This is a genomic window from Aromatoleum toluclasticum ATCC 700605 (assembly GCF_000378245.1).
Classification (GTDB): domain Bacteria; phylum Pseudomonadota; class Gammaproteobacteria; order Burkholderiales; family Rhodocyclaceae; genus Aromatoleum; species Aromatoleum toluclasticum.
The window spans coordinates 114469-128386 of record NZ_KB899497.1; the positions used below are offsets into that span (position 1 = coordinate 114469).

The following is a 13918-nucleotide window of genomic DNA, read 5'->3' on the forward strand; positions in this document are numbered from 1 at the left end:
GTCTGCTGCGGATGCGACAGCGTCATGGGACGGGTGCATGGTCGGCCATGCGTTGCGGCGCACGCGGGCGGGAAGCGCGCGCGGAGCGTAGACATGACTCCGGCCCGGGCCGGGCGATTGCTCACCCGGGCCGGGCCGGCGTTGTGTGGGAAGTCTTCGTGGGGGGAAGTCTTCGCGGAGAAAACCTTACATCACTGCGATTTCGATCCTGCGCGGCTGCGCGTGGTCGGCCTTCGGGATACGCAGCTTCAGCGCGCCCTGGTTGAACTCGGCCGAGACCTTGTTCGCGTCGAGTTCCTTCGACAGCGTGAACATGCGGCGGTAGCGCGGCAGGCTCACTTCGGCGTGGGACGACTCCATGCCCTCGGGCGCTTCGAGGCTGACCTCGCCCTCGATCGTCAGCGTGTCGCCTTCGACCAGCAGGTTCAGCTTGTCCTTCGGCACGCCCGGCAGGTCGGCATACAGCGTGATCCCGCCGGCATCCTCGATGACGTCGACGGGGGGCAGCAGCGCCATGTCGCTGGCGGCGGTGTCGGGTTTGCGGGTGACGTTGGTGTTGTCGTTCATGTCCGGTTCCTCGTCATTCGATGCTGATGCGGCGCGGCTGGGCGGCCTGCCGGCGCTGGACGCTGACGTGCAGCACGCCATCGCGGTACTTCGCGCTCACGGCGTTGGGGTCGGCGTCGTCGGGCAGGGTCACGACGCGGCGGAAACGTCCGGAGAAGCGCTCCTCGATATGCACGGTGGCATTGGCTTCCCTGGGTGGCAGAACGCTCGCGCGCTCGCCGGCGATCGTCAGCACGCCTTTTTCGAGCTGCACGGCGATCGTCGCCGGGTCGATGCCGGGCGCAAAGGCGTAGATCTCGACGGAATGCGGCGTGTTGCCGACGTTCATCGCAGGAAAGCCGCCACGCGCGAGTCCGCGGATGCTGGGGGAGAACTCGTACGACTGCTGCATCTCGCGCTGCAGACGATCGAGTTCGGACAACAGATCGCGGGGAAACACTGATCGGTAGAACATCATGATCCTCCATCGGACAGGGACGGGTATCCGCATGCAACACCCATGACTCCCGATATAGAGGCGGTCGGCGGGACTTCAAGTCCACACGCCGATCGCCGGCGCCGAAGGAGGCGGGGAGCCGCATGGCGGCTCCCGGACGGGGATGCTCAGGCGAAGTTGCCGAGCGCCTCCACCGATCCGTCGAGCGCCATCAACAGGGTCTCGACCTGCAAGCCGGGGTGCTTGTCCTTGATGGCAGCGGCGAGGCGATCCAGATGGTCGCGATGCACGTCGGCTTCGCGCAAGGGATCCGGCGCGAGGTCCTCGCCGAGGATCGCCTTGTAGGCGCCGCAGTCGCGATGATCCATGACGACGACCTTCTTCACGTCGTGGAGCTGGATCGCGACGGCGAGGTGATCCCAGAAGGTGCGGTTCCAGGCCGGATACTTGTCGGTCAGCGCACCCAGCGAGGCGCCCGCGAGCACGATGTGGTCGTACTTGTGCGTGAGGCCGCGGCCCGCCATGTATTGCTCGACGCTGTCCATGAGGCGGAAATCCATGCAGGTGAGCAGCAAGATGTCGGTGTGGCCGCCGGCCCGCGCGGGGCCGCTCGGCGCGGCGGTGCCGAGCAGGGCGACGCCGGCGGCGAGCGTGGCGCGCGTGAGGAAGTTGCGACGGGCGCCGGAGTGGTTTTCGCCCGGGGCGTGCTTGCAGTTGCAGTGGTGGTGAGTGTCCATTGTTCTATGTTCTTTTGATTGGGTTCGGATGGAGGCGGGCGAAATGTTATACCTCTGCAAACTTTGGAGATATGCATTAAATATATTTAATATGCATTGGTCGATATCGCCAGTCCGTTGATGCGAAAGGTTTGTTACTTATTTTTCTTGATGCGTTTGGGATTTCTGGTGTGTGCAGGCGGCAGGAGCCCGGGGCAGTCCTGCTGCCCGAGGCTGCGCGCCAGTTCGCCCAGCACGCGGGCGTGCGTCGCATCGTAGGGGTGGCCGCGCAAGCCGGCCAGGCGCGCGAGCAGGCAGATCTGCTTCACGACGGAGTCGAACTTGCGCGCGCTGGGCGGCACGTTGTCGATCGCTTCCTCGTAGATGCGCGCAAGGGCCGGAGCGTCGTCGGCGCCGACTCCCGCGAGCAGCCGCGCAGCGAGTTCGGCGTCGGCAGGCTTCACGGCGTCGAGGAAGTCGCCGCTGCGGGCGAACAGGGCCCGCGCTGCCTGGGCGCACATGGATGCCTGCTCCGTCGCGCGCTGCTGCGCGGTGGCGTCGCCGGGCTCGACGAGCAGCCAGTCGAGCTGCAGGCGGTTGATCATCAGGTAGGGGTCGAAACCCACATCGCCCGGGCTGCCCTCGGCGCCGGCGTAGGCATCGCGTGCGCGCGCGACCACCGCGCGCACGGTCGGCCAGTCCTTGTCCTGCGCGGCGAGCACCGCCGCCTCGCGCTTGAGCGCGCTGCCGAGCAGGGCGCGGCGTTCGGCGTTGGGCGGCAGGATCGTGCCGGGAGGCATCGGCTTCGCCAGGGCGATGAGGTTTTCGAGGCGCGCGATGGCCGATTCGATCAGGGGCGCGTCGCCGCGCGTCTCGCCCATGCGGGCTTCGAGGTTGGCGAGCTGCTCGACGATGCGCACGGGCACGCGGCCGTTGCGGTCCTCGCCGGCGAGCGCGGTGCGATAGGCGGCGCTGGCGCGTTCGAAGCCGTCGGGGCCGAGTTCGGCGTAGGTTGCACCGATCGCGGCCTGCACTTCGGGCAGATCCTTCCACGCGGCAGGGACATGCGCGAGGATGGCCGCGATCTGGCGCTCCACGTCGGCAAGGCCGCGCGCCCTGTGCGACAGGTTGACGCGCAGGCGGGCGAAGGCGTCAGCGAGGTCGACGGGCGAGACGATGTCGGTCGGGACCCGCGTCGTGCCGTCGTCCGCCGGGGCTTCGAGCATGTAATGCGGATCGCCGTAAGCCTGGTAGGCGCCCCAGGTGTTGTACTGCGGAAACTCCTCCCATGTGCTCTTGCGCGCGCTGAAGACGGCGGAGCCGAAGGGCTCGCCGTTGCGCACGAAGCTCTCGAAGAAGCTCGTCGCGAAGACGCGGGCGGCGTCGTCATTGACCTGCCAGCCGGCCGCAACCACGCAGCGCACGCCGATCTCGATCAGTTCGCGCGCGAGGCTGTAGGCGAGCCGGTTCGCGGTGTCCGGCGAGACGGACATCGCGCCGAGGTGGCAGCAGTTGAGGAAGACGAGTTCGGGCACGACCTCGAGCTGCGACACCTCGGCGGCGGTCAGCAGCATGCCGTCGGACAGGACGACGCCGGTGCGCTGCGTGCCGTCGCGCGCCGTGACCTCGAACACGCCGTGGGCGGCGATGACGAGCACCTTGCACGGCTGGCGGAAGAGGCGCGCGAACACGTCGAGCGCTTCCAGGCCTTCGCCGTAGCTGAGCTCGTAGCCGCACTCGCCGAGCAGGTCGCGGATCGCCGCGCCTTCGGCCGCCGCGCCGGGCAGGTCGGGCAGATGGTCGTCCTGCGGCGCGGGCAGCGGCCGTGACGGGGCGCCAAACTGGGCGTAATAGCCGTGCGTGGACGGGTTGGCGATCACGCACGCGAGCTTGCGCGTGATGCTGAGCGGGTTGCGGCGGAAGCGCGCGGAGGCGAACTGGCGCACGATCGCCGTGTTGAGCGCCATCGGCTGCTCGTCGGCCTGCAGCATCTCCCACGGCAGGTTCGCGGTGTAGCCGTCGACGACCAGGACGAGCTGCTCGGCTTCGCGCGCAGCCGCCTTGAAATCCAGCGGCACCATCAGCTGGAACAGCGTGCGCGACAGGTCGGCGTTGTAGCGGTCCTGGGTGATCGCGTTGCGCACCAGCGCCTCGACGAGGCCGGGCTGGCGCTGCTGCAGGATGCTTTCGGCGCGCGCGCGTTCGGACAGGAAGACGTACTTCAGCCGCGTGGCAATGGCACGGCTGCCGCCCTCCGGGACCGGTGCGGCGGCGTCTGCGGGGCAACCGTCTGCCGTGACCATCATGTGCGGCCAATTGCCGAAGGGGGCAGACACCGACAGGCGCGGACGGGCGCCTTCGCCCTCGTTGAGCTGCTCGGCGACTTCGATGCGCGACTCGAGTCGGCGCAGGTCACCCGTCATGCGTGCGGGCAGGTGACGTATCGCGCGCGCGGCGCTGATCGCGGTGTCCATGAACAGCTCGATCAGGTCGAGGCGCGCGACCCGCAGCCGCGTGAGCGGCATCGCCTCGGCGAACTGGCGATTGGCGGCGAGCACGCCGCGCACGATGGATTCGATGGAGTCGTCGACGCTGATGTGGGCGGTGGAGTTGTAGCCGATCAGCAGGCTCCCGAGCGTGAGTTCGGTGTTGGCGTCGCCCTCGGTGCCCTGGCGGTCGTGCGAATGGAGCAGGTAGCGCAGCACGCCGGCTCGCACGGTCTCGACGACGTCGGCGGTGGACAGCTCGCCGAAGCGCCCCAGGCCGACGATCACGGCGCCGCGCCCGGTGCCGTGCAGGCGGTCTTCCCGGCTGCGCGCCTGCAGCACGACGGCCGCCGAGCCGATTTCACCTGCATACACGCCGAGCCGTTCGCGCTGGCGCAGGGCGCCGTCGACCAGCGCGTCGTTGATCGCCGCCTCGGCGCCGGCGATCGCATCGCCGAGGTAGTGGCCGCACAGGACGGGCTGGCGCGCGAAGCGCAGGTCCATCGCGCTGACCGAGATCTGCAGCGGATGGATCGCGGATACCGGGCGGCGGCGGCGGGGGCGGGTGCCGACGAGGCTGCAGGCGAGTTCTTCCTCGGATGGCAGCACGGGCGGCGGGGCGTCGTAGGCGGCGGTCGGAGCGGCCGTGCCGCGGGCGGCGGGCAGGCGGCCGAGGCGGCTCGTCGTACCGGTCTGCAGCAGGTCCGCGACGGCAGGGAAGTATTCCTCGGTGCCGGTCAGCGCGCCGTGGTCGACGGGCATGTACCAGTACTGCTCGGCCGGCAGGTTCGCGAGCCGGCCGGACGCCCAGCTTACCGAGCCGTCGCCCTGCGGGGTGCCGAGCAACTTGATCCGGCCGCCTTCGTTCGTGGTGCCGCAGGGGGTGTTCTCGGCCTGGCCGAAGACGTAGCTGACGCGCTCGACGGGCTGCGGCGCGTCGTTCGTCGCGAGCGCCGTCTCCCACAGTCCGCGGGCGGCGGCGAGCGTGGCGGCGTCCGGTTGCCCGCCGATGCCGTCGCCGAACCAGCGGTCGCGGTTGGCCTTGGCGGCTTCAGGCCAGATGGGGGCAAGCAGCCAATCGTCGTGAAGCGTCGATCCGGCGTCGGCGAAACCGGGGCGCGGCAGCAGCTGCATCGCACCGGGGAAGCCCGCGACGATGTCGAGCACCCCCTGCATGCCGTGGACGAGGTCCATGCGCGCGAGCTGGCGCATCGTGCCGGATTTGCCGAGCAGGGTCTCGACCATGAGGTGCGAGCCGTTGTTGGGCGTGCCCAGCATCACCAGCCGTCCACCCGGGCGGCGCACGACTTCCGCCCACAGGTCGGGACGCTGCGCGATCATCGTGCGGGTCACGAGGCCGCCCATGCTGTGCGCGAGCAGTCGTACCGGCTGGCTGGGGTGCGTATTGAGCGCCTGTTCCAGCGTGTGGGCGAGACACTCGGCGGCGCCGGCCGGGGCATGGATGGGCCTGCGCCAGTCGTAGGGGAAGCGGATGACGGTGTGCGTCGCTTCGAGGTGCTCGGCAAGCTCGCCGTAGAACATGTCGAACAGCGCTTCCTCGCGCACGTCGGCCTTGTCCATCGCGATCTTGGCGAGCCCGCCGGTCGCGAGGTCGAGGAAGTCGAACCACACACGGTCGCCGTCGCCGGGCTTGCGCCCTTCCTTGCGCAGCTCGAGGTGCGAACCCATGATGCCCGGCAGGAAGATCACCACCGGGCGGCTGTCCGGGCGCGGCGCCTCGCGCAGGGCGGCCCGGCTGGCGGCGCGGTCGCGCGCCTCGGCGGCGCCGGGTTCGCGGCGGCGGGCGATGGCGCTGAAGGTGGGCAGGGCAGCGGGATCGCTGCTCGTGAGCCAGTCGCGCAGCGCCGTGCGGGTGTGGCGGTTGGCGAAGTAGCTGAAGTGATTGACCGAGGCGCCCTGGTCGAAGATGTAGCGCGCCTCGTTGCGCATCGCGAGGCCGGCATACATCGAGTCGGTGTCGACGACGAGGTCGTTGTCGTGGCGGTCGAACAGCATCCAGTCGGTGAACATCACGCCGAGGCGCTTGAGCACGCCGGTTTCCTGGATGTCGCCGCTGATGACGGCCATCGCGATGCCCTGCTTGCGCTGAGCGTTGGCGAGCAGCGGGCCCATCGGCGCGTCCGTGAGCATCGCCTCGATGCCGGGCACCAGGCGCGCATCGAGGCGCTTGTCGGCGATCTCCAGCACGATGCGCTTGAATGCGGACAGCACAGCGCCGCCGGCGGGGCCGGTCACCGCGCCGACGAGCCGGGCGGTCAGGCTCAGGAGCCCGGACAGGAACAGGTCGAGGTTGTCGGAGAGCAGCGTCGTGCCGCGCGCCGGGCAGGCCACGCGCACGTAGCGCTCGATGCGGAAATTCTTGTCCGCGAGCTCCTGGCGCAGTGCGCGCAGCGTGTCCTGCTCGCGCGCGGTGAGGAGGTCGCGCAGGTGTTTTTCGCGTTCGGATTCGCCCGCGTTGGATGGCGGCGCGTGGCGGTAGGCGGCGATGGCGTCGTCGCTCAGGCCGGCGAGACACAGCAGGTCGCCGACGAGACCGCCGCGCGAATGTGTGACGACCGACAGGCGGGCGCCGGCCGGCAGGGTGCGGGCGAGCTGCAGCGCGTTGTCGATCGGGCTTTCGGAGAAGGTGCGGTGCTCGAAGCCGAAGATGCGCTCGCCGAAGCGGCGCGCGAGCGGTTCCCAGTCGGCGGCCGCACTGCCGGCGCGCAGATCCTTGAAGCTCCCGAGCGTGTGCGAGGCCGTGCCGTGGATGAAGAGCAGCGTCGGCCCGTCGCCGATCGCGGCGAGGCGCGGATCGTTGGCGGCGCAGCGGTCGGATCCCGCCAGTCCGTCGCCGTTGCGCCACTGGTAGAGCCCCGGTTCGCCCGCGAGGCGGCTTTCGATCGCCCACATCAGCGCCTTGGTGCCCAGCCACGATGCGCCGGGCGCGGCGAGATCCTCGCTGCGCTCGCCCAGCCAGTCCTGCAGCCATTCCAGCGCCTTGTCGCGCGCGGCGTCGGCGATCGCGTCGTGCCCCAGCGTGAGCACCGACACACCCGACCACAGCCAGTCGGGAATGCCGCGTGCGGCCGCGGCCGGGTCGCGCAGGGCGGCGAAGTCGATCGAGCCGTCGGCGCGCACGGCGTCGGGGCGCACCCGTGCGAGGTCTTCGCGGAGCTTGTCGGCGCGGATGAAGACGGTGGTGCCGTCGTTCGTCTCCAGCGCGAGGAGGCTGTCCTCGCGCAAGCGCGCGTCGGTCGCGGCAGCCGCATCGCGGCCGGGTGCGGTGAGCGCAAAGGCGGCCTGCACCGCGACGACGCCGTCGAGGAAGGGATCGGGGGCCGCAGCGGCGGCGCGCGTGCCGACCCTGAGCGCTGCGGGCAGGGTATCGGCTTCGCGCGGCGCGCCCGGCAGGTGAAGGACGAGTTCGCCCGGTTTGCGGGGTGCCGGCATCCGTGCCTCCTGCGGCGGTGGGGAAGGACGCGCCGGCCGTCGACGGGCCGGCGCCGGGCGTTACGCGAAGACCTTGAAGCGGCGCGCGCTGCGGGTGCCGAAGATCTGCGGATCCTGCGGCAGGCGGGTGGAAGGCAGGTAGTTGCGGATGTCCCTGAACCAGTGCTCGTAGGTCGCCGTCGCGGGCAGGTTCTTCAGCGTTTTCAGCGCGTAAAAGGTGAAGGCGCCGTTGGGGCGGCCGTTGAAGCTCGTGTCCCAGCTGAACTGGGTGTCGAGACAGCCCGCGAGCAGCAGGTCGCCGCCGGCGCGCGTGAAACCGCCGGAAAGCCGCACCGGGCGCGTCGTGTCTGCCGGCAGCGCGTTGCGCTTCATCCACACGGCCGGGGGCAGGAAGCGGGCGCGCGGCATGCCGGGATCGAGGTCGCTTTCGTCGCCGCGCGTGACGGTGCCGGAGTGGCAGCTGTCCGAGATGAGCACGATGCGCACGCCGCCGGCACGCCGGCTGAAGAGGTCGTGCAGTTCGTCGTCGAGCAGCACGTTGCCGCTGTCGATGTCCCACGGGCACAAGGCCTCGTCGCGGGCGTCGGGTTCGTCGCCGTCGGTGTCGGGCAGCCAGGTGCCGTGGCCCGAATACGTGAGCACGATCGTGTCGCCCTTCGCCGCGCCGGTGACGAGGCTGTCGATGGCCTGCACCATCGCCGACTTGGTCGCTGCCGAGTCGAGCAGCTTGCTGGTCGAAAAACCGCGTTCGGTGAGGGCGGTCGCCCAGTCGCTGGCGTCATTGACGCAGCCGGAGAGGTCGCTGTCGGTGCCGGGGTAGTTGTTGATGCCGATGCAGAGTGCGCGCCTTGCCATGAGAGTCTCCTTCGGATGTGGAGCATCCCCGCCTCCCGCGGCGGCCTCTGCCTCCCGCATGCCGGAGCGATGCGGGCGGAATGGGGCGCAACCTTGCTTTCGGGGCATGTGGGCTGCAGCTCCCGGGACGGGGCGGCGCCGCGCATTTATTCTGTTTAACTATCTGTGTAGCGCCCGCTTACCCCTTTGTCAAACCTCGACTTTGTCAAACCGTAACGTCATCGAACGCGCACAGGCGGGCGACCTGGGCGATGTCGGCGACGCCGGTGGCGGGCAGGCCGTTCCTCGTCTGCCAGGCCTTGATGCAGCGCGCGCTGGTCTGGCCGAAGAGGCCGTCTGCCTTGATGTCCACGCCGCGCAGCGACAGGCCCAGCTGCAGGCGGCGCACGTCGAGCCCGCGCATGATCGGCGAGCCGACCGACAGCGGACGCGAACCCGGGGCCGGGCCGTCGAAGCAGCCCGGGGGCAGGGCGGCCAGCGTCGCCGGCGAGATCTCGGCGCTACGCACGACAAGCGGCAGTTCGAGGTTCCAGTAGCCCTGGTCGATCAGACGCTGGAAGGCATCCATGCGGTACACCGTCGGGCGCAGATCGGCGCGCGCGTGGCCGCCGAGCCAGGCGCGCCGTGTCGCGACATAGCCGGCGACCCAGTTCCGCTCGCCGGCATCGGCGACGCTGCCATGCGCGGCGTTGCAGCGGTCGCGCATGGCCTTCCATGCGCCGTGCACGAAGCTGTCGTACACCACGGCGCAGCCCAGCGGCGAGGCGATGCCCTCGCGCGCGGCCGCGCGCATCGCGGGCTGCCAGTAGGTCTCGTCGAAGAAGGCGTCCTGCACGTCGCGCATCACCGCGTCGTCGGCGCCGGCGCGCAGGATGTTGTGCAGTGCGCCGTCGCTGTCCAGTGCGAGGTCGACGGCGTCGAAGCGCGCCAGGTAGCGCTCGAGCAGCGGTGCGAATTCGGCGCCGGGCGTGGAGCAGTACTGGCGCAGCAGCGTGGCGAGGTTGCCCGAACCGAGCGTCGTCTGCGAGCGCCCGTAGGTGAGGTGGCCGGTATCGCCGCGGATGATCGTGACCATGCCGTAGTCGCCCAGCACTTGTCCGGTCTCGAAAAGGTTGACGATGCTCTCGGCGGTCTTCTTCTGCGTGGCGGTCAGCATGGGCTCGGCTCCTGTCGTGGGGAAACTCGTGAAGGATGTGGGGTGCTACTGCCCTGCATTGGCTGCCGGAAGCGGCGCGGCGGTCAGCCGTCAGGGGCGCTACGGTCGTCGAAACAATCGATCAGCGCGATCACCAGGTCGCGCGATGCCGTGCGGAACTTGAGGCCGGCGAGCGTGCGGTGTGCCGAGGCCTGATAGCCATGGTTATAGTCGGCCACGATCTGGCCCGCCAGCTTGTGGAAGTCCTTGTGCATGCGCGCGAGATGCGCGAGGCGGTCGGCGGGCAGCGCGTCGTTGCCCGCTATCCATTGGCCCAGCTCGCACAGGCTTACCGAAGCGGCTGCGGAATCCTCCAGCGCGTCGGCGGCGGATCGTCCGCTGACGTAGGCGTTGAGCCGCTTGCGCCAGCTGAGGTGGGCTTCGATCGCCTGCTTCAGGTCCAGGCCGTGCCGCTTCCAGCCTTCCCGTTCCAGGAACGCGGCCAGGTCGGGCGATCGTTCGCCGAGCAGCCGGCGCAGCCACGCGTCGATGTCGAGGTCGTCGCGGCGCAATGCGGTGAGCAGGCGCGACTCTTCCGGGCCGAGATCGTCGGTCGAGGGCAGCAGGAAGTGCTTCTGCAGGATCGCCTCAAATTCCTCGGGCGGCAGCGGCTTGCCGATGAGGTAGCCCTGCAGGAAGTCGCAGCCGAGCTCACGCAGGAAGGTCACCTGCTCGTCGGTCTCGACGCCTTCCGCGGTGACGTGCAGGCCCAGGCTGTGGGCCATGTTGATGATGGCCTCGACGAGGTGCGCGTCGTTGCGGTCATCCGGGCAGTCGTTGATGAAGCTGCGGTCGATCTTGACGATGTCGACGGGGAAGCGCTTGAGGTAGGACAGCGAGGAGAAACCGGTGCCGAAGTCGTCGAGCGCGTAGCCGATGCCCAGCGCCTTGATGTCGCGCATGCGCGCCTCCATCGATTCGCTGCCGCCCATCAGCACCGACTCGGTGATCTCGACCATGAGGCTGCCGCGGTCCATGCCGAATTCGGCCAGCACGCCGGCGATCAGGTCGGGCAGCCCGGCTTCGCGGAACTGCACGCCGGACATGTTAACCGCCAGCCGCAGCGTACCGTGTCCCCGTTCGCGCCATGCCCGGGACTGGCGCGCGGCCTCGCGCAGCGCCCATTCGCCGATGCCGATGATGAGGCCGCTGTCCTCGGCCACGGGGATGAACTCCAGCGGCGACACGGGGCCGCGCACGGGGTGGGTCCACCGTATCAGCGCCTCTGCCCCGATCAGTTCGCCGCTGTCGGCATCGACGATGGGCTGGTAGTGCAGCGAGAAGGCCTGCCGTTCGAGTGCGGTGCGCAGGTCCGCTTCGAGCTTCATGCGCGCCAGCGCGTCGCTCTGCATGTCGCGGGCGTAGAACTGGAAGCGGTTCTTGCCGCCCTGCTTGGACTTGTACATCGCGATGTCGGCGTTGCGGAACAGCGTCTGCACATCCTCGCCGTCGTCCGGGTAGACGGTGATGCCGACGCTGCCCGACATGCGATGCTGGATGCCGCGCAGATGGAACGGATCGCGCAGCACGCTGACGATCTTTTCGGCGATCGCGTTCAGGTCGTCGGGCTCGGCGAGGTCGTTCACCACGATCGTGAACTCGTCGCCGCCGAAGCGCGCCACGGTGTCCTGCTCGCGCACGCAGAAGGTCAGGCGGCGTGCGACTTCGACCAGCAGTTCGTCGCCGGTGTCGTGCCCCAGCGTGTCGTTGATCCACTTGAAACCGTCGAGGTCGAGGAACAGCAGGCCGACGCGGGTGCGGTTGCGCCGCGCATGCGTCATCGTCTGGTCCAGGCGGTCCTGCAGCAGGCTGCGGTTGGCGAGTCCGGTCAGCGCGTCGAAGTTGGCCTGGCGCCAGATGGCCTCTTCCTGCTGCTTGCGCTGGGTGATGTCGTTGAACAGCGAGATGTAGCCGGTGACGGCGCCGCGGCCATCGTAGATGGCGGAGATCGTCTGCCACTGCGGGTAGATCTCGCCGTTCTTGCGCCGGTTCCAGATCTCGGACTCCCAGCGCCCCTGGTGCGTCAGCGAATCCCACATGTTGGCGTAATAGGTTTCGTCGTGGCGCCCGGAAGCGAGCAGCGACGGCCGGCGGCCCAGTACCTCCTCGGCAGCGTAGCCGGTGATCGCGGTAAACGCCGGGTTGACCGCCGTGATCACCGCATTCGCGTCGGTGGTCATGATGCCCTGGCTCGACGCGCTGAACACCACCATCGCCTGCTTCATGCGCGTTTCGATGCGCTTGCGCCCGGTGATGTCCTGCATGCTGAGCTGCAGCAGCGTGCGGTCGCGATGGCGGAAACTCATGCAGCGGATTTCAGCGTCCCATTCCTCGCCGTCGGGGCGGCGGTTGCGCCACTCGAACACGTTCACGCGCGTATCCAGGCAGCGCGCGAGCTGATCGTTGCCGGCTTCGCCCGAAGGACGTCCGTCCGGCTGCTTCGCCGCGGACAGGCTGAGCGGGGACCGGCCGATCATGCTGCGCCGGTCCGGGTAGCCGCACAGCGCCACCGCCGCATCGTTGCAGTCGATGAAGCGCCGCGTGTCGGGGTCCAGGATCGCCTGCGCGATGTGCGAATGCTCGAACAGCGTCTTGTTGTAGGACTCGCTGTCGACCAGCGCCTGCATCGCCTCCTTCGGCGCCGAGACGTCGTTCATCACGCCGACGAATTGCTGCGGCTCGCCGCTGGCGGACAGGATGGGCGCGATGCGCAGGTCGCTCCAGTACAGTTCGCCGTTCTTGCTGCGGTTGAGGAGCTCGCCCTGCCAGCTTTCGCCCCGCAGGATCACCGTCCACAGGTCCTCGTACACCTCGCGCGGAGTCTCGCCCGAGCGGAACAGCGCAGGCGTCTGCCCCATGGCCTCGCGCGCCGGGTAGCCGGTGATGCGCGAGAACGCCGGGTTCGTGTATTCGATCTTCGCGGAGCGGTCGGTGACGATGATTCCCGAGGTGCTCGCATCGACCGCCGCCTGGTACAGCCGCAGCCGGTGTGCTGCGCGGCGGCGCTGTTCCAGCAGCACCCCGGCCAGCGCGATCAGCAGCATCGCGATGATCTCGACGTGCATGTGCACGAGCGTCGTCCATCCGAGTGCGGAACGGTCGACCACGTGGTACACCGTCCACGGCGCGTGGTTCAGGCGCACACCCGCCAGCAGCCAGCCCCCGTGCTCGCCGTAGCCGGTTTTCGAGACATCGACGAGCTGCCGAAGGCCGCCGGCGAGCTCGCGCGGCAGCGTGCGGTCGACGAGACTGACTTCGGAATCGTCCGGCTTCACGATCCCGGGGTCGGCAATGAGCTGGCCCTGCTCGTTGGCGACGAACATCCGGCCGATCTCCATGCCCGGACCGGCGAGGTAGCCATTCAGGGTCGCGAGCGTGATGTCGAGCGCGACGATGGCGCGGAAACGGCCCGTTTCGTCGTAAACGGGAGCCGTCACCGAACTCATCATGCCCTTGCCGGCTTCGTCGACGTAGGCCTCGCTCCAGCGTATGCGGCGCTCCGGGTTGTCTTCCGGTGCGGCGCGCGTGACGACCGGATGCGTGAGCATCTCGTCGTGCCACGACAGGTATTTCCACTGAGCATCGAGCGGGTAGATGCTGACGAAGCCCGAGCGCGACGTGTAATACACCCAGGCCGCCTGCGGAACGTTCTCGCGCACGCGCTGGAACACCGGGATCAGGTGCAGCGCCACCTTGATCTCGCGTTCCATCGGCGCGGGAAAGGCTGTTGGGTCGCCGCGCCCGAAGACATAGGCGCCCTGGCCGGGCGGCACGTCATCGGGGAGGTGCGTCGTCGCGAACAGACCCGGCTCGGGGAACACCGCGAACGCCTTGCGCATCGGGTTGTATCCATGGACGACCTCGTCGCGCAGCGCACGTTCCGCCTCCACGCGCAGGATCGCGACGTGGTCCGTGGCGGATTTCGCCGTGGCGTCGAGCGCACTGCCCATCGCCTGCAGGTTCTCGCCGGAAAGGCGCAGCGCCGCAGCGACGCGGAAGGACCACAGTTCGTAGAAGCCGAAGCCCGCCAGCCCGATCACTGCGGCGTACGCGATGAGCACGACCCGGTTGAGCTGCGGAGCTTTCACACGCCACCTGATTCGCTGGGGGACCGACCGATCTCGTCAAATCTAACGTATTAAGGCGACCGAGAGATGTAGAAATGCCGATCGGGCACCCAATTTTTTACGGAACGGGGGCTGCCGGCCGC

Annotated in this window: 7 protein-coding genes; all 7 read right to left on the reverse strand. The window is 69.0% G+C overall.

Annotation, left to right across the window (positions count from 1 at the left end):
- Window positions 1–186 precede the first annotated feature (186 nt).
- The 7 genes from F464_RS0113460 to F464_RS0113490 all read right to left on the reverse strand — a co-directional run bounded on the left by F464_RS0113460 (window position 187) and on the right by F464_RS0113490 (window position 13796).
- The gene (locus F464_RS0113460) at window positions 187–567 is read right to left on the reverse strand and encodes an Hsp20/alpha crystallin family protein (protein WP_018990347.1); all 381 of its coding nucleotides are present in this window, start codon (window positions 565–567) and stop codon (window positions 187–189) included.
- 13 nt (window positions 568–580) lie between these two features.
- Window positions 581–1021, reverse strand: coding sequence for an Hsp20/alpha crystallin family protein (locus tag F464_RS0113465; protein WP_018990348.1), 441 nt, complete (start codon window positions 1019–1021; stop codon window positions 581–583).
- A gap of 149 nt (window positions 1022–1170) precedes the next feature.
- Window positions 1171–1740, reverse strand: coding sequence for a carbonic anhydrase (locus F464_RS0113470; protein WP_018990349.1), 570 nt, complete (start codon window positions 1738–1740; stop codon window positions 1171–1173).
- A gap of 134 nt (window positions 1741–1874) precedes the next feature.
- On the reverse strand, window positions 1875–7658 hold the full coding sequence (locus F464_RS0113475; RefSeq protein WP_018990350.1) for a CHAT domain-containing protein: 5784 nt from the start codon (window positions 7656–7658) through the stop codon (window positions 1875–1877).
- A 60-nt stretch (window positions 7659–7718) separates the two neighbouring features.
- Window positions 7719–8513 (reverse strand): caspase family protein, encoded by a 795-nt coding sequence (locus F464_RS0113480; protein WP_018990351.1) that lies wholly within the window; start codon window positions 8511–8513, stop codon window positions 7719–7721.
- A 205-nt stretch (window positions 8514–8718) separates the two neighbouring features.
- Window positions 8719–9669 (reverse strand): chitosanase, encoded by a 951-nt coding sequence (locus F464_RS0113485; RefSeq protein ID WP_018990352.1) that lies wholly within the window; start codon window positions 9667–9669, stop codon window positions 8719–8721.
- 83 nt (window positions 9670–9752) lie between these two features.
- Window positions 9753–13796 carry an EAL domain-containing protein gene (locus tag F464_RS0113490; protein ID WP_018990353.1) on the reverse strand — a complete coding sequence of 1348 codons (4044 nt, stop codon included), beginning with the start codon at window positions 13794–13796 and terminating at the stop codon, window positions 9753–9755.
- Window positions 13797–13918 lie beyond the last annotated feature (122 nt).